Origin of the sequence: Wolbachia endosymbiont of Onchocerca gibsoni (genome assembly GCF_029169405.1) — a bacterium.
Lineage (GTDB): Bacteria > Pseudomonadota > Alphaproteobacteria > Rickettsiales > Anaplasmataceae > Wolbachia.
In genome coordinates this window covers 90,109-108,867 of sequence record NZ_JABUMP010000001.1, presented here as the reverse complement: position 1 = coordinate 108,867, position 18,759 = coordinate 90,109, and the positions used below count along the sequence as shown (strand labels likewise).

At 31.6% G+C, this 18,759-nt stretch carries 7 protein-coding genes and 1 pseudogene; 2 read left to right on the top strand and 6 right to left on the bottom strand.

What is annotated here, in order from left to right:
• Positions 1–1,996: 1,996 nt before the first annotated feature.
• The 4 genes from HSX44_RS00385 to yihA all read right to left on the bottom strand — a co-directional run bounded on the left by HSX44_RS00385 (position 1,997) and on the right by yihA (position 4,766).
• The gene (locus HSX44_RS00385) at positions 1,997–2,629 is read right to left on the bottom strand and encodes a hypothetical protein (RefSeq protein WP_275601819.1); all 633 of its coding nucleotides are present in this window, start codon (positions 2,627–2,629) and stop codon (positions 1,997–1,999) included.
• A gap of 108 nt (positions 2,630–2,737) precedes the next feature.
• Positions 2,738–3,202: a dUTP diphosphatase gene (gene dut / locus HSX44_RS00380; RefSeq protein WP_275601818.1), complete on the bottom strand. Its 465-nt coding sequence runs from the start codon at positions 3,200–3,202 to the stop codon at positions 2,738–2,740.
• A 69-nt stretch (positions 3,203–3,271) separates the two neighbouring features.
• Entirely contained in the window at positions 3,272–4,180 is a 909-nt protein-coding gene (argB, locus tag HSX44_RS00375) for an acetylglutamate kinase (RefSeq protein ID WP_338063361.1), read from the bottom strand.
• A gap of 4 nt (positions 4,181–4,184) precedes the next feature.
• Positions 4,185–4,766: a ribosome biogenesis GTP-binding protein YihA/YsxC gene (yihA, locus tag HSX44_RS00370; RefSeq protein ID WP_275601816.1), complete on the bottom strand. Its 582-nt coding sequence runs from the start codon at positions 4,764–4,766 to the stop codon at positions 4,185–4,187.
• A 129-nt stretch (positions 4,767–4,895) separates the two neighbouring features.
• Between yihA and prfA the strand changes: the two genes are divergently transcribed.
• Together prfA and alaS are read left to right on the top strand one after the other, a co-directional pair.
• Complete coding sequence (prfA, locus tag HSX44_RS00365) at positions 4,896–5,975, top strand: peptide chain release factor 1 (protein WP_275602392.1); 1,080 nt, start codon at positions 4,896–4,898, stop codon at positions 5,973–5,975.
• 3,659 nt (positions 5,976–9,634) lie between these two features.
• Positions 9,635–12,358: an alanine--tRNA ligase gene (gene alaS / locus HSX44_RS00360; RefSeq protein ID WP_275601815.1), complete on the top strand. Its 2,724-nt coding sequence runs from the start codon at positions 9,635–9,637 to the stop codon at positions 12,356–12,358.
• Here alaS and HSX44_RS00355 read toward each other — a convergent pair.
• Both HSX44_RS00355 and HSX44_RS00350 read right to left on the bottom strand, forming a co-directional pair.
• Positions 12,347–15,086: pseudogene (locus tag HSX44_RS00355) on the bottom strand (hypothetical protein). The gene alaS and the pseudogene HSX44_RS00355 overlap by 12 nt on opposite strands.
• Positions 15,087–15,145: 59 nt before the next feature.
• Positions 15,146–18,424: a class I tRNA ligase family protein gene (locus HSX44_RS00350; protein ID WP_275601813.1), complete on the bottom strand. Its 3,279-nt coding sequence runs from the start codon at positions 18,422–18,424 to the stop codon at positions 15,146–15,148.
• Between the last annotated feature and the right edge of the window lie 335 nt (positions 18,425–18,759).

Genomic DNA, 18,759 nt, shown 5'->3' with positions numbered 1-18,759 from the left:
ATGCCATAACTTTACTCTTTAAATAGAATATTTAAATTTATCTAAGAGTAACATACATAATTTTTAAGGCCGCTCATCAAATAGGTCCATTCACTAATATGCTCTATCCTATAGTTAGCACCTCAGCGGATATGTGCTCTTCTCATCTCTCAACTTTTCTTAAAACTTGAATGATTCTCATCACCTTTATACGCATATGCAACCCCGATTAGAAACATAGTCCTTTTTACACGTATTTTAGCAATCTTAACTTTCTACTTGATCTAGCTTAGTAAATTTATCCAATATTCCACCGCTTATTACTCTTTTTCTTACATTACCAGTANTCTCTCCTTTTGAGGAAGGTTGAAAATACTGACAGGCTAACATCTTGACACATATATCTCTTTCTTATCAAGAAACATTCTTGACATTTTCTACCATTACAATTTCTGTCATGCCATAAAGTTTATCGCATGATCTACTCAAATCACCTAAATAACCACATATACATGAATTCATTGCAGCAATTGATTAAAAATGTCCTAGGCAAGCAATACGAATATTAGCCTTTAAGATAGTAACTCTCCTAGCTTCAAACAACTAACATAGAATACAAATGATTGAGGTTCACGAAATGGAAGGGTTATTTTAAATGCCTCATTCTAGTAGAGGTTTTTAAACAACAAAAGCATATTATATTCACCTGCTGCTGCAATTCCAACCGTTTTCTTTACAATAACTTGACTTTTAACACCTCTATATCAAAATTGATCTTTTTTTTTCTGCCTATTTTAAATTATTGACTCATAATTACCTACTCACCTTTATAAGGTCTCAATACGATATCAATCAGCTTCTCCATAGCTAAAACTAAAATATTCTTTACTAATTCAACCTCTACTACATTTTTCTATGAATAAACCACTTTTTTGTTTTTCTGTTTTATATTAACTACCATTAGGAAAATCCCTAAAACTGAAATAATTCACCACTAAGGACAAGTTCATTTATTAAAATAAATATTATAACATAACTAAACTTTTCAATCGGAATAATATATATTAACAATAAGCAGTCTAATAACAACATTAAGCTATAATGTTTGCTCTTTTTAAGCAGCAAATCTAGAAAAAAAGATTAATTGTGATCCTTTTAGAAAATAAGTAGCAGACAATTGAACTTAATGTTAATGCTACCCTAACACACCCCTAGATTCTGCAACAGCCTCATTTGAACAATTCAATGTATTAAAGGCAAAAACACCATTTACTATATGAATTTAGATTTAATATTCATTATGTTAATACCCTAAAGTAAACAGTACTCATATTTGCAATTATAATATACCTTATTAAGATTAGAATCTAACATGCTAAAAGAATTACAAAAAAAATAGAGGTCACGTGTTTTAACTCTCCATACTTAAGCTATTAATAGACTTCTTACATAAGAATTTACAGTGTACTAGGCATAATGTTACAAAAACAAAGAAATCACTCAACAAATCTCATTAGCTTCTTACTACAGCACTAAGATTATCCTTGATCAGAAACTTACTTTCAATTTATATATTTAACAACAAAATTCAGTAAAAACTTAATGCATTTCCCCAGGTTACATAAAATTACAATAGCTTCATACTTCTAAACTTTTTCTATATTTAGTTAAATCGACCTTAAATAAATATTAGCAAGGAGTTATCACTATTAACCCAGAGAAGTATAGAATCAAAATCAGCACTAGAAATTTTTTTACCTTTCTTCTGTTTGGTAAAACTTTTAGCACCTTTAGTTGCAATTTAAGAATCTGAGAGAGATTTATTTTAGCGTATAACCCTAAAATTTATATTTCTTTTTTTCTGGATGATAGAAACTAGTTATCCGTACACACTACCTTGATAAATAAAAACTACAATGTACGTACGATTACATACATAGCGCTTAAAACCCAAGACCTCTCCAAAAAGACAAAAGAGGTAGGTTTGATCTACCTCTTTTTCGCTTAGCTATACTGCTTACTTTGCTTGTTCTTGATCTACAGTCTGCCCAACGATAACTGAGTTCAAATAAGTATTAAACTCTTTAGCACCCGCTCTATCTAACCCTAATGTCTTCGACATGTCAGTTTGAGCTACATATTTACCTTCATTACTTTTCATATTTAATGAACTTATATTTAAGAGCAAAGTATTACCCATTTCTTGGCTCTTCTCGCTTGTAACAATAACATAGCATTCCTTACCCTCTGAGTTAGCAAAATCTATACGATATTCACCTTCTACAATCCTTCCATCTTTATCCCTATTTTTATTATTTCTTTTTATATACTCAAACTCCTTCTTTGTCACTTGCAGCTTTACATTACCGCTATCAACAACAAACTTCATAGCTTCCAACTCAGATATTTTATTATTTTTACTGATAGCATACATTGCTAAACCAACTAGTGCAACAGCAACAGTTGCTAATATACCTATTCCAAGTGGTGTAGCTGCGAAAGCTGCAAGCGGAGTTAGAGCTGAAGTCGAAGATACCCAATGTGGTGCTGAAAATGCTGCTGTTGCACCTACAACATATAGAGAAGTAAGTGCTACAAGAGCTACATTCATTTTGCGAAGTTGACCACGATGATTCCTGAAAATTGACATTATTAACCTCTTTGATAAATCATTAATATACTAAAACTATATGTAAAAACTACCTCAGTCAAGAAATTTTTAACGTAAAACCTGATTGAGAGATAACGTTTACATAAACTATCTACCACTTGAACCAAAACCGCTTGCATTTCGGTCAGTTTCTTCTATGTAAAACTCTTCTGTATTATTCCAAACTACCCAAGATACAGGAGTAACAAGAATTTGTGCAATCCTATCTCCCCTTCTTATTTCATACGGTTGGTTGCTTAGATTAATTAAGCAAACTTTAACTTCACCTCGATAATCAGAATCTACAGTACCAGGAGAATTTAAGACAGTAATTCCATGTTTTGCAGCAAGGCCAGAACGCGGGCGAATTTGTCCCTCAAAACCATTCGGTATTGCAATTACAATTCCAGTTGGAATCAGCAACCTTTCAAGTGGATTTAAAATCACAAAATTACCCAGTGCTGCATAAAGATCCATACCAGCACTCTGCGCAGTTGTATAACATGGAAGAGGCAAACCCTCTCCATGTAATAATTTCCTTATCTCTACTTCAATTTTTTGCACTCTATCCACCAAAAGCTAAACCGTAATATATAAACCGTATATCCATAAAAGTAATATGTCACAGTAATTAATGCTCAGCTACAAATCACTCATAACCGATATACTCGAATTATTCTCAGTAAATAAATCAATCATAACATTAGGTATTCTACCATCAACTATATGCGCAGTTCCAGCACATTCTTCTACCATTTTAGTGCACGCTATAAGTTTTTCAATAAGCCTTTCTCCCCTAATTTTACCACAGTTAATTGATGTATTTAAATTTTTAATAGATATTCTCCTGCTACCAATTTTATCTATTTCTTCTGTATCACTAAAGGTTATCATTTTAGATGCAGAAACTGCAATTGCTATCGCACTTGCAGCACTATCAGCATCGATATGGTATGTTTCTCCACTTCTTCCATGACCGACAGGTGCAATAACCGGTATAAAATCTGATTCCTCAATAAAAAACAATATATCAGGATTAATCTCAATTGGTATACCAATAAATCCCATATCTAATATTCTTTCAATATTGTTTGACCCATTTTCTTTAAGCGTAGTGCTTACTTTTTCAGCCCTTATCAGGTTACCATCTTTTCCACACAATCCAATAGCTGAACCACCAGCAGAATTTATGTGTTGAACAATTTTTTTATTAACTGAACCACATAACGCCATTTCAATAATCTTCATAGTATCTTTGTCCGTAAGTCTGATATTATTCACAAATTTACTACCTATGCCTAAGGTTTTCAGCACAGAATCAATTTCACGCTCCCCGTCATGAACTATAACTGGGTTTATACCAAGCTGTTTCAGCAAGACAATGTTATGTATAAAAGTACTAAATAGTGTTTCATCTGAAATTACCACACCGCCACATCTGATGACAAAAGTTTCCCCTACAAAGTTGGGTATATTAGATAGCACTTCAAGCAATATTTCTGTTTTTTGTTTAAATGATATCTTACCATTTGAAAATTCACTGCTTTTCATCTTTTCATTTTGTAAACTTGAAAAATTCATCTCTTACCTTGGTTATTTTACATTTAACACGGGTGCTCATTTGATGAATTGATACATTCTCATTATTAACCCATTTTTGAGTGCTTTCTAAAATTGCATCGAGATTTTTTTGACTTACTTTGTCTACTTTTGTTAGCACAATATCAAAGTTAATATTGTTGTATATTAACCAATAAATAAAGTCTTTGTCTATTTCTTTTAGTCCTACTTTGCTATCTACCAACACAAACACTCTTTTTAGGCTTCTTCTTTGAGCTAAATAATACTTACTTAGGTTCAGATACTGAATTGTTTCTTCTTTGCTTGCACAAGAATAGCCATACCCTGGCAAATCAACAAGTCTAAACTTACCATTATAGATAAAATAAAAATTTACTTGCCTAGTACACCCAGGTTTAGAAGAAACTCTGGCAGCTTTTTTACTGTTTATAAGCAGGTTAATTAAGCTCGATTTCCCTACATTTGATCTACCGGCAAACGCAATCTCCGGAACTGACTCACCTGGCAGTGATTTTATGTCTGAAGCTCCAAATATAAAATTGCTATTTGATGTCATCTTTCTTGCACTATTATAGAAATATCTAAGGTAGTATGTATATTATAATGTTATTGCTTGATGTAAAAAATTTTTTATTTCAAGTATATGTTATTTACTAAGGTAGTTAAAATATTAGATTTAAGCTATATGGACATAGAAAACAATTTACAAGATTTAAAGAAAAAGTTTAATGACATAGAAAGAAAATTAGGAAATCCTATCAACTTAAGTCAAAAAGAATTTATCAATTTCTCAAAAGAATATTCTGAACTCAGACCAATTATCAAAATAATTGATGAATACAACACGCTAAAAAAGGAAATTTCAGATTTAAAGGAAATATTAAAAGATGAAAACAGTGAACATGACATAAAAGAGTTAGCAAAAGAAGAATTTCTCGAGAAACAAAAAGTATTATTACCAAAAGTAAAAGCTAAGCTAAAATTAGCACTACTACCGACAGATGAAGATGATTCAAGAAACGCAATACTAGAAATTAGAGCAGGTACAGGAGGAGAAGAAGCAGCATTATTTGCAGCGATGTTATTCCGCATGTACCAAAAGTATGCAGAAAAAAGAAACTGGAAATTTGAACCAATAAGCATTTCTAGTACAGGCATAGGTGGCTACAAGGAAGCTTCTGCACTTGTTAATGGAACAGAAGTCTTTGCAAGGCTGAAATTTGAATCAGGAGTACACAGAGTACAGCGAGTACCAGAAACTGAATCCTCAGGAAGGCTACACACTTCAGCAGCTACTGTTGCAATATTACCAGAAGTTGAGGAAGTAGATTTTAAAATAGAAGAGAAAGATTTACGAATAGACGTTTACAGGTCTAGCGGCCCTGGTGGACAATCAGTCAACACAACTGACAGTGCAGTAAGAGTTACTCATTTACCAACAGGAATAGTTGTAATACAACAAGACGAAAAATCACAGCACAAAAATAAGGCAAAGGCGTTTAAAGTATTGAGAGCAAGGCTATACGAAATTGAAAGGCAAAAAAAAAAGATAGAAAGATCAACAATGAGAAAAAGTCAAATTGGTTCTGGAGATCGTTCTGAACGTATAAGAACTTATAATTTTCCACAATCAAGAATAACAGACCATAGAATTAATCTGACTTCACATCGGCTAGAGCAGATTATAAAAGAAGGCGAGCTAGATGAATTTATTGAAGCATTAATTTCACGTAATGAAGCAGAAAGGTTAGCAGGAGAAAATTAATTACCTATATATCTGTAATTAATCACACCTTATCCTTTAAAGACAACAAACAAGCGGTAAAAATGAGTTCCAGCACTACTGAGAAAAACATAGACAGCTACACTGATTACTTACCATTATAAATACAGCTTGTTGAGTTGATAAAAATAGTCATGACAAAAGATTTGATAAATGAAACTATGAAGAAGTTTGTACCTCTAATTTCATAGAAATGATTCAATGATATGTTAAAAGGCACTACTTGATAAACTTTACAACCAATACACAGAACAACAACCATAGGTAATACTACTAAATATAAGTATTGAGTATAATTATACTAAATGTTAAAAAGTAATAGAGAGATCCAATAGTAATCGCGCTTATGCCATAAAAAATCTTACACCATCTCGCTCCAAGTTTTTGAAAAACATTGCCTGTAATTAGACCAACACTTAAGAAACACCCCTAAAACTATTTGTATCCTAATGTAGGGCACAAAATAGTGCTAAATAAACTAAAAAAATTCCATAAGTGATAAACGATACATAAGCAGCAGAAAAGAGACTCATTATAAAAATGGCACAGTAAATTTCACACTTGATAATAACCTTTTACAACCCTCAATCATTTTTCTCAAACTGAAAANATTATTAGTTCTTTTCTATTTCTGATAATATTAAAAGTAACAAAATCTAGGAAATCAACGAAATTATTGCAATACCTACATAAATATCACACCATTCACCAATTCTATTGATGAAACTGTCCAAAACAGACACAAATACCATGATCATAGCATAAAAATTATTATCTTACAGTACTTAATTAGGTTCTCTGTCAAAATATAAAGAAACAATAAATGCTAAAAGCCAAAACCTATCAATACACATTTTTAAACACTATATAACATACCTGTCTGTAGCGTACATTTCATACAAGAATATTGCGGATCATACATTTACAAAGTCTTTTAATGTTGCAAACATAAGATAGCAACCAAACCTTTATCAATAAAACATCTTCGCAGTAATAGATACTTATTACCTAAAGAATCTAAAACTGAAGAAAGGATCAATACCAGTAATTACTTTTCCAATAATTAGAATAACCCTAATCGCTAGAACTAATCAAAGATAGGGTACCTAAAGATGTTAATACAATACAAATTAGTTAAATAAACCTTGTAAGTAAACCTATATAGAAGAATATTTATAGGAATAATGCTAAAACAATACCCTATATAATATAACTTCATAAAATTGTTCTATATCTGTTACTCTTATATTAAACCTTATTAACAATTCAGGAACTACAACATTTAAAATTACACGCAATACATATTGATCTATATAAAACAGAGATATTAATAACCATATTAAGTAATTTCACTATTTTTTATAAATTTTATATTTAATATCACAAACATATATTATATAGCAAACATTATAATAATTTTTTACTTTAAATACAAAAAACATTTATATTTTAGGAGATAGTTAATCTAAATACAGTTCAATTATTGAAATCTCAGAATAATTCATCATTTGCGAAAAGCGTGAAATTTGATGAATACTTTTTATCAAAGATCTTTTAGCATCAGTCCTGTTGCTATTGAATACGTAGCAAAATATTTAGATTTAAAAGAGCTTAGACCTGATAAACTACTCACTTTTTGGCAGGCATTATGAACAGAAAAATCAAAACTATGCAGTTTCATATGTAGAAGTGTTTGAATTCTCGAGCTCATTTATTCTCATTTTTTTACAAATTTCGCTTAGCTAATCAATTAGATGCAACAATGAGATATTATTTAGAAAAATAGAGCAAAAAAAAGATTTATTTTTCATCACAATACCAAAGAGAAGAAAACACAAAATAAGAGGTGAAATATATTACTCTTAAAGTTCTAAATGAACATGATGCTAAGCACATAGTTGTTGTAAACGTGCCTGACACTAGATTATATCAGATTTCAATATGAATAAAAAAATACTGAATAATACGAAGAAAGTCGGAATAAAGGAACTTGATCGCAACTCAAAGTAAAAAACAGAATTAGTGAATCAAGAGAGAAGGTTTCAACCATCAAGATCATGATATCAGACATTACAGATTGCTAGAATATTAAAAAAAACATAAAAATACTTTTAAAATTGATATTTAAAAGAAAACTTGACACTTAATATTATCCTCTAGATACAGCAAAGAAACACTAAGGAATTACTTCTTTTTCAATTACTTCCATCAGATTACAAAACCTCTTCACAAAGTTAGCAACAAATTATATTAGTTAATTAAAAATGATGAATAATGTGAGTTAATCGAATCAAAATAACAAGAGAATCTGCTCTTATAACTTATTCTCGTTTAAAAGCATCCAAGTTTCAAGGGTAATGCTTAGATTCTATAGTAATTTTATAGAATAAAATTGATAACTTTGTAAACAAAATTCTCCTGAAGGACATGCTATAGATTTCATATGCACTTCAACTTGCTTAAACTATCACTGTATCCTTTATCTTTTTAATTTAGTATCTTGATAAAATTTGTAAACAGAGTATAAGTATGGTAGCTTTTATATATCGATTAAATATCAAGCCAAAAAGACCTATGTGTTTCTAGCTCGATGCTTATTTCAATAAAGCAAAAAATTATACTCTTCAGTCAACACCTTATCTCTTTCCTCTCACAATGCTTTTTTATCATTGTAACCATCTTTTCTCCTATCCACTTCTATATCAAGTTAATATTCTAAAAAACCTATAATATTAGAACTTTTTTCCTTTCATTATACCGCTAATTTCTTCGCTCATTTCATTCAATGCAAAGTAAAACCTCTTACTGTTTTAAAGAAGCTAATTCTATATGATATATATTCACCCTATTCTCACACATTTCCACAGTTAATCTTTCCAGTAGTAGACTCTTTCCGTTGATTTAAATTAGAAAATTTTGTTATTATAATATTAGTAACATTAACTCCTCTAATAGCCTGTACCATATACTTGACTCCTTCAATAGTGGACTCTTCTAATTTATTAAAATAAGATGACTTTGCTGTTGTATTATCAATTCTAACACTTTCACAATTGGCCGTTGGCTACCTTGCATATTTTCAATAGCACTTATCTCTTCTTTTATTGAATTAAATCTTTACTACTATAAGTACCATGCTTAACGTTCTTTGTCCCTACTAAGAATATAGGCTATACTTTACTACTAACTTAACCAGCATTAGTGCTAGGCAATTTATTGTAAAATTTACTAATCATCGATTATTGGGATTACTAAATATCATAAAATTTTTTATGATCCTTACCCGCTTACTTCAATTTGAAAAATTACATAAATGCTAAACATAAGAGAACAATTAATTTTTACTTCATCGCTTACAATTAAATGTTAAAATCAATTTAACCTTTCATTAGTCCATATCTATCTTACATTGCCTGGTAATAATTTCATAGATATTTTATACTCTCCAAATTAATTTATGAAAATATTACTCAAATTAACAAACATCTTTTTATACTACTAGATAAACCACATGAAAGTACAACTTTTTACTAAAATCTTTATCTAAAGATAATTTCTGTTACACTAAATAATATATAGGTCGATACATTGATTTTTATCCTCATTATAACTTATTATTCATAAATAACTTCAGTAAAACGATGAAGCTAAACGAAATTAGAGAAAGGTTTATAAAATTTTTTGTAAATAATGATCACAAGCAGATTCCTTCCTCTCCTTTAATTCTAGATCATGACCCAACACTCATGTTCACAAATGCTGGTATGGTACAGTTTAAAAACTGCTTCACTGATTTACAAAAAAATGAATTAAAACGTGCTGTTTCGAGTCAAAAGTGCCTAAGGGCTGGCGGTAAACATAATGATCTAGAAAACGTTGGTTATACAACTAGACATCACACATTCTTTGAAATGCTTGGGAACTTCAGCTTTGGTGATTACTTCAAAGAAACGGCAATAGAACTCGCATGGAAATTTATCACTGAAGAACTATCCCTTGATAAAAGCAGATTATCCATAACTATTTATCATACTGATGATGAATCATATGAGATTTGGCATAAAATAAGCGGTTTTTCGAATGACAAAATCACAAGAATTACAACAGACGACAATTTCTGGAGCATGGGCAATACTGGCCCATGTGGGCCATGTTCTGAAATTTTTTACGATCATGAAGAGTCCAGCTTACAAAACGATGATAGAATTGTTGAAATCTGGAATTTGGTATTCATGGAATTTAACAAGGATGAAGAAGGCAATTTACAAAAATTGCNNAAAAAATGCATCGATACTGGAATGGGTCTTGAGAGAATAGCTGCTGTGATGCAAAACGTTCACGATAATTATGATATTGATCTATTTTCTGCTATAATAAGTAAATCACAAGAATATTGTGGAAATATAAAAAATAAAGTAGCTCATAAGATTATCGCAGACCATCTTCGTTCAGCTGCATTTCTAATTGCAGAAGGAATACTTCCTGGAAGTGAAGGTAGAAACTATGTGTTACGCAGATTAATCAGGAGAGCTGCACGTTACATCCACCAGCTTGGATATAACAACCCCCTTCTTCATCGCATTTTTCCGGTGTTAATAGATAGTTCAAGCTCAGCTTATATGGGAGATGTTTACCCTGAGTTAATCAGAGCCAAAAGCTTAATAGAAATGACGTTAAAATCAGAAGAAGAGAACTTTAAAGATACTTTAGTAAAAGGTATTAATCTTTTGGAAAAATTTACTGCAGATTTAAAACCAGGCGATACTCTATCAGGAAAATCAGCATTTAAGTTATATGACACTTATGGATTCCCTTTAGATATCACACTCGATCTTCTAAAAGAAAGAAAAATAAATTTCGACCAAAAAGGTTTTAATAATGCAATGGAAGAACAGAAAAAAAGGGCACGTGTTAAATGGATAGAATCCAGTGAAAAGTCAATTAAGCAAACATGGGTTGATTTGATTAATAAATTTAACAAAACAGAATTCATTGGTTATACTTCTAATGAAGCAAAGGATGCAAAAGTACTAGCCATAATCTCCCCTAAAAACAAAGTTATTGATTCTGCACAAAAAGGAGAAAAGATAACTATCATACTTGATAAAACACCTTTTTATGGCGAGTCAGGTGGACAAGCAGGGGATATTGGAGAGTTACTTATTACCATTCCAGTGTCAAGCACTAAGATTCAAAAAAAAAACAACCAATCATGCACTACAAATTATATTACTCAAGGTATAGTTACAGTAGAAAATACCAACAAAATTAAAGACTTATATTTACACAGGTGCATAGTTAAATCTGGCTCAATTTATAAAGGTGACATAGTTACAGCAACTATTGATAAAGGAAGAAGGCAAAGCTTGAGAAGAAACCACTCAGCCACACATCTTCTACACTTTGCACTTAGAAAAACCTTAGGTGATCAAATTACCCAAAAAGGCTCCTTAGCTGCATCAGATAGATTAAGATTCGACTTTAGTCATAACACTCAAATCACTCAAAATCAGCTATTTTTAATAGAAGATATGATAAACTCCTTAATAAGAGAAGACCTCTCCACATTTACAAAAATTCAGAACATAAATCAGGCAATGAACGAAGGAGCTATTGCGTTGTTTGGCAAAAAATACGATAATCAGGTTAGAGTTGTAAACATTGGAGATTCGAAAGAATTATGTGGTGGAACGCACGTGAAACGCACTGGAGAAATTGGTTTGTTTAAAATAGTAACAGAATATTCCATTGCATCTGGAATAAGAAGAATTGAAGCTTTAACTGGCCAAGAGGCAATTAATTATGTACGTAATAATGAAATTAATTTAAAAAAAGTTGCAAAATCCATAAAAGCGCCAACAAGTGAGATAATAAACCGATTAAATATTCTAAATCAAGAATATAAAGAATCCAAAGCTAAAATAAAAAGCCTTTATAAAAAACTCATAGAAGCAGAAAACATAAAAAGCACTAAAATAAATGGAATATATTTTATAAGTCATGCTTTTACTGACATTCCAGTAAACATAATAAGAGAATTTGTCCTGCAACAACAAAAACCAAAAACAATAATAGCTTTTATAGCAACTGGAAAAAACAAAACACTTTTACAATCCTCCATCATTCCAGCTACACGCACTGAAATAATGCCAAGTGAAGTTGCTAATTTCTCACTAAACAAGAAGCCCAATAAAACAGTTCTGATTGTAAAAATAAGTAAAGACCTAACTGATAAAATCAGTGCAAAAGAGTTAGTATCTACCATAACTGGAAAAGACTGTGGTGGAAATGTTGAACTTGCTCAAACAAGCTGTAATAGTAGTAGTGATATTATCACAGCTATTTCTAACTACTTAGCAAGATAGTGTATTATATGGTAGAGCTTGTTGNNNNTTGTACTCCTATGTTACAAAGTTCACTCAATTTGGTTCTTACCGTCTCTTCTGCTTCTCGATAGATGTTCTTACCTTCATTAATCAGTGTAAACTCAATATCCTTAAAAAATCTATTCCACATACTACATAAATGCTCTTTTATTTGAGGCCATATGTTTTTTTTAAAGGTCTCTCCATCATCAGAAAATACATTACCTAATAAAGCTCCTACTTTCTCATAACTTGATTCAAAATATTGAAGCAATGTCTCCACCTCCTTATAAGTACTATGTGCCGAATCTAACGCTTTTCCTTCTACACTATTTTTATCTCCGATAGCTGATAACCCAAGCTTATTATAATTCAAAGCAATCTGCGCAGGTTTTATCACCTTTCTATATACCCAACTCCAACCTTGATCTAACAAATTATTTTTATAATCTTTTGATATATTTTTTGGTACATTATTTACTATACTTTCCATTAAAATACCTATCAAAGGAGACAATAAAGCCTGACAAAAATGTTTGATATTATCTTTTGTTTTAATCACAGGATACTTGATACATTTTTCTGCCAAACAGCATTCAAGCTCCGCTCTTTCTAATAACTTCTTGATTTCCTCTTCATTAAAAGCCTCTTGCTTACATACCTTCAATAAATCGTCTTCTATTACTGCAAATCTTATTTTTTCGCGAGACGTTAGTTCTTCCCTGTAATCATTTTCTGTTTTCTCANTTATCAATAACCCCTCTTTCTCTAATCCCAATCGTTCTAATGTTTCTAGAATTTCTTGATTATTTTTCAAGCATAACTCCACTAACTCTATACTTAAAGATTCCTTCTCTTTACTATTTTTCTCACTACCCAAACTCTCATTCTGCTTTTCTATCACCTTCTTCAATTCTACAGGTTGCGTTAAATATTTTCCTATCTCTTCTCGATAAGAAACTATCCTCTTTACTAAAAGTTCTTCATCTTTTTCATCAAATAGCATGAATGCGCCAGTATTATCTTCTATGTCCCTTATACTCTTCCCTTGCTCTTGAAATAAACTTTGAGTTTTACATTTCGCTATTTCTGAATACATTTTCTCTACCAAAAGGTTTACTTTGTGATAAGAACACATATTTATATTCAAGTCGCAGAATTCACTAAGTAGACCCTGCTTTACATCAATTGTTAAATCTGATTGATTTAATATAACTTCAGCTTTTTTTATTTTCGATTTTATTAATTCTCGATAAACGTATTGATTAGCAGGTTCAAATTTAAAAATGTCCTCAAGTTTTTTTCTTAGGTTATTGCTTACTGAATTACTATTCTTTCTCAAGGCTTTATATATCTTTGGGTACATCATCTCTAATTCCTCTTTTATCTCATAATATTTTCGTTCTCCTTTTTCTTTCAACCCTGCAATCAAATTTCCAGCCTTAGAGACAGCTTTCTTTGTTTCCTGAGGATATATCTCACTATAAACACCAATTATCCCACCAGCCACACGCTGTTTCCACTTTGCTCTAAACAAAGGAAGTGCACCATTTCTTAAGTTGTTTGATATTTTTAAATCCTTTATTATCATCTCTTTCTCAGTCGGTAACTCCTTACCTTGACTTTTCAATTCCTGTTCTACTAATATTTCTCTCAGTCTTTCTTCTATATTTAACCCTCCTCTTTTTTCTCTTTCCCTTTGTGCGATTTTGATTGCCTGTATAAAGGCAACTTTATAAGCATCCTGTATTAAGTAACTTGTCAACTTAAAATCTACACTATCCACCACCTTCAATCTAAACTCATTCAACAACTTTCTTAGCTTATCATACGTAATATCCTTTTTTTCCAGTTTTACCAGTTTTTCAATATTCTTTGCAAATTCTTGAATTGACTTCGCAATCACATTCCTAATCTCATTATACAAACGTACAAGACCATTTTTTAAATGGATATTGGCTGACAGCTTCAGTATAGTACTATGCTCTGCATCTTGTGTAACAAACAGATTACCATTTTCATCTTCATATAAATCTTTAAGCAACTGTTCAAATTGTGGTGGGAACTTAATCTCCACATTCCACACAATGTTCGGATTAAAAACTTCTATCTCATGATTTGTTTCATGAAAAGATACTCTAATATTTCGGTGCTTATTATGACACAACCCAATTCTTATTCTAAGAACAGCAATCAAAGAATGAGATAATTCTCTATTTAAAAAATAAAAAGTCGCTAAAGCGAACATTGCAGGAATAATTAATGCCATAAGCACAGCCATATTAACAAGAATCACTACCATAATAAGAACACCATATGCCAATCTCTTTGGTACACTTTTACTTATTTCACTTTTTTTTGTTTTATTCTTCCTAAAACTGACCTGTGTTTTATCGTCTACCTTAAATCTGTTATACATGACCAATACTAATGCAACAGAAGCAACATAAGGAAGCATCAAAACCGACAAAGCTAAATTTAATATTCGTTTTTCTGGGCAAGCACTGCTTATTTCTTTAAATATTTCACTTGATACATTATACCAAGAAGTAAAAAAATCAGAGTTATAACCTTTATAATGAAATATACTCAGCGGGATACTAAAATCAATAACATTATCCTTCTTCTTCAAATTACCCTGCTCTCCTAAAGTAACAACAGACTCTTTTTTATCTAAACTACCGCCATTATAGTCATTTAAGTTATCAACTTTAACAGCTATATTCATACCGTAACCTCATTCGAAGCAACTTAAGTGTTGCATAAATAATGATAATTTTCAACTACTTAATAATTTAATCTGACACCAACTATTAAATTTTGATATTCCTTAAAATAGAAATCGGCTTCTATTTCTACACTAACCTCTAAAGATGAGGCAAGAGTTTGCTCTTTTATATACCCACTCCATGTATCTACCGCTTTTTTAATTCCCTCATCCTTTGTTTTGACTATTACTCTAATTCTATCAGATATATGAAAACCAGCTTGTTTTCTAGTTTCCTGAATAAGCCTCACTACATCTCTCGCAAGTCCTTCTAGAATTAATTCATCATTTAGTTCAGTGTTTAAGATAACAACCCCTTTGTTGTTATCAAATACAGCAGAATATTTTCTATTTACTTTTAGTAACAGTTCATACTCACCTTTTCTTATAACATAGTTTTCTAACTTATCTCCTAAAAATATTTGTTCACCTTCAATCTGCCTCCATTTTCCCTCTTTAACATATTGAACTAGCTTCTTGATTTTGTTTGGAATCTTCTTTCCAAGTAGTGAAAAATTTAGTTTTAACTCTAATGATGCAATATCTTCAAGCCTATTTACTAATTCTAAGCTCTTTATATTCACCTCATCCTTTATCATCTCCTGATAATTATCTTCAAAAAAACTACAAAAAAATTGATGATAAATTATCATGCTGCTAAGTGGTTGCCTGATACGTATATTAAAAGTATTTCTGATAGAAAGTGCAGCATTGCACACCTCTCTTACCAAATCCATTTTGATAATAAATTTACTATCATACTTCTCTAACTGTGGAAAATCAGCTAAATGAACAGATGTTTCTTTATACCTAAGCCCCTGCCATATAGTCTCTGTTATAAACGGCAATAAAGGAGCCGCGGCTTTTAATATATAATAAAAAACCGTATATAAGACATTATAAGCATCAATTTTATTCTGATCTAGACCACTTTTCCAAAAACGCCTACGATTGCGACGAATATACCAGTTATTTAGCACTTCAAAAAAATCTATCAGAACTTTGCAAGCTCCTTGAGAATTATAGTTGTTCATAGAAATTTGGATGCTTTCTATAGCTTCAAAACACTTAGAGATCATGTAACAATCGATAGTACTTTGATAATCTTTACAAACTTCAGCTTTAATTTCATCTGCATTCGCATACATAGTAAAGAAGTGATAACTACTCCAAATAGGTTTTATCACGTTTCTTAAGACATCTCGTATCAAGTTTCCTTCTTTATCAAGTAGTAAATCACCACCACAGACAATGGAATTAGACAGCATAAGAAAACGCAGCGCATCAGAACCATACCTATCAAAAACCTCCATTGGGTCTACATAATTATTCAAACGCTTAGATAATTTCTGTCCTTTTATATCCAGAACTACACCGTGACATATGCAATTCTTAAATGGTTCGCTGTCAAACAAAGCAGTGGATAACACAAAAAGCGTATAGAACCACCCTCTTGTTTGCGCTATATATTCGGTTATAAAATCTGCAGGGAAATTATCTCTAAACCATTTCTCATTTTCAAACGGATAGTGGACTTGTGCAAACGGCATTGAGCCAGACTCAAACCAGCAGTCAAACACGTCGGATATACGGCGCATAACTGACTTTTTCGTTGGATCATCAGGATTTGGTCTTGTTAAAGAATCGACAAATGGTCTGTGTAAATCATCTATTTTAACATTAAAATCTCGCTCCAGTTCTGCTATTGAACCATACACATCCACTCTTGGATACCTTGCATCATCCGATTTCCATACAGGAATTGGTGTACCCCAAAACCGATTACGTGAAATTGACCAATCATGTGCTCCTTCAAGCCATTTTCCAAATTGACCATCTCTTATATGATTTGGTATCCAATTAACTCTTTTGTTTAGCTCCATCATCCTCCTCTTAAACTTTGTCACAGCAACATACCAAGAGGGCATAGCACGATAGATTAAAGGAGTATCAGTTCTCCAGCAGTGTGGATAATTGTGAATATATTGCTCAGTTTTGAACCAGTTTCCTTGTTCTTTCAATTTCCTTATTACCATATCGCTGGCATCAAAAACATGAACTCCAGCTAAATCTGGAACTTCAACAGTAAATTTACCACTATCATCAATTGGACAAACGGCTGGAATATTATGACCCTGGCAAAGGTAAAAGTCTTCTTCACCAAATCCAGGAGCAGTGTGCACAACACCAGTACCATCTTCTCCTATAACATAATCAGCNGNAATAAAAATGCGAAACGCATTTTTTGTACCCTTAAAGTAATCAAACAGTGGTTTATAAGAAAGACCTACAAGATCATTTGCTTTAAGCTTTATATTACAGTTTTTATATGTAATATTATTTTTTTCACAATAATCGATAAATCTTTCTAAGTAGCTTTTAGCAAAGATATATATCTCATCACCCACTAAATTTCCTTTATTACTCTCTATTGTCATCATAGTGTCTTCCATAGTCTTAGCACCTCGACACTGAAATCCAGAAGTAGATTCCAGTGTCACATCCTGGAATGACACTAAGGAACGAACTAATACCGCACAATATTCAATATCTTTCCCTATTGCTAAAGCTAAGTTACTTGGTAACGTCCAAGGAGTTGTAGTCCAAGCAAGCAACTTACATTTTTGCTTCAATTGCTGTGGATTCTCCAAAAGCTCAAATGCAACAGTGACAGCCTTGCTAGTCCTTTCTTTGTAAGAGTTATCAAGCCTTGTTTCAAAATTGGATAATGGAGTTTCACATGCCCAGCTATATGGAACAACGCGTACTGATTCATACACTAAACCTCTATCATAAAGCTGCTTAAACGCCCACATAACCGACTCCATGAACGATTTATCCATGGTTTTATAGCCATTACAAAAATCTACCCACCTTGCTTGCCTATTTACGTACCTCTTCCATTTTAAGGAAAATTTCATCACAGAAGCACGACAATGGTTATTGAATTTCTCAATACCGAATTTTTCCACTTCAGTTCTGCCGGATATTCCAAGTTCCTTTTCTGCACCTATCTCAGCTGGTAGCCCATGGCAATCCCAACCAAATCTACGTTCAACTCTCTTTTGCAGCATAGTTTGATATTTTGCAAATGCATCCTTTATAAAACCAGTAAGTAAATGTCCATAATGGGGGAGTCCATTTGCAAATGGAGGTCCATCATAAAAGACAAAACAATTATCCTTAGAACGTTCTTCAACCGATCTCTCAAAAATTTTGTTCTCCTGCCAAAATTTTATGATTGCGTTTTCTAATAAAGAAAAATTAGGGCTACTAGTTGTACCAGGATAATGCTTCATGCTCGTTTTACCAAATAAAGCTTAAAGAGTATAGAGCTTTACAAAAAATTACAAATCCAAAAAAAATGCAAATCATATCTCTATAAGAGTTAATTTATTGATAAATATTAATATACCAAATATATTTATTTAAATTTAAGGAAATAATTATACCTAAAAGTAATAACAAAAGACAATCTTATCAGGAATTTCATAATGCTAATAAAAGCATCAGCATGAAAAATCTAACTTAGAATTTACATTTTTATGAGAACAATAATTCCAGAGAAATCCAGGGAACATATCATAAATGCAAAAAGAAAAAAATTAATAATAACCTAAAAGTACCCTATATG

Excerpts from the sequence above, each read along its gene's own strand:
- HSX44_RS00385 (WP_275601819.1), bottom strand. The coding sequence starts at position 2,629 with ATGTCAATTTTCAGGAATCATCGTGGTCAACTTCGCAAAATGAATGTA.
- prfA (WP_275602392.1), top strand. The coding sequence starts at position 4,896 with ATGGACATAGAAAACAATTTACAAGATTTAAAGAAAAAGTTTAATGAC.
- yihA (WP_275601816.1), bottom strand. The coding sequence starts at position 4,766 with ATGACATCAAATAGCAATTTTATATTTGGAGCTTCAGACATAAAATCA.
- argB (WP_338063361.1), bottom strand. The coding sequence starts at position 4,180 with ATGAAAAGCAGTGAATTTTCAAATGGTAAGATATCATTTAAACAAAAA.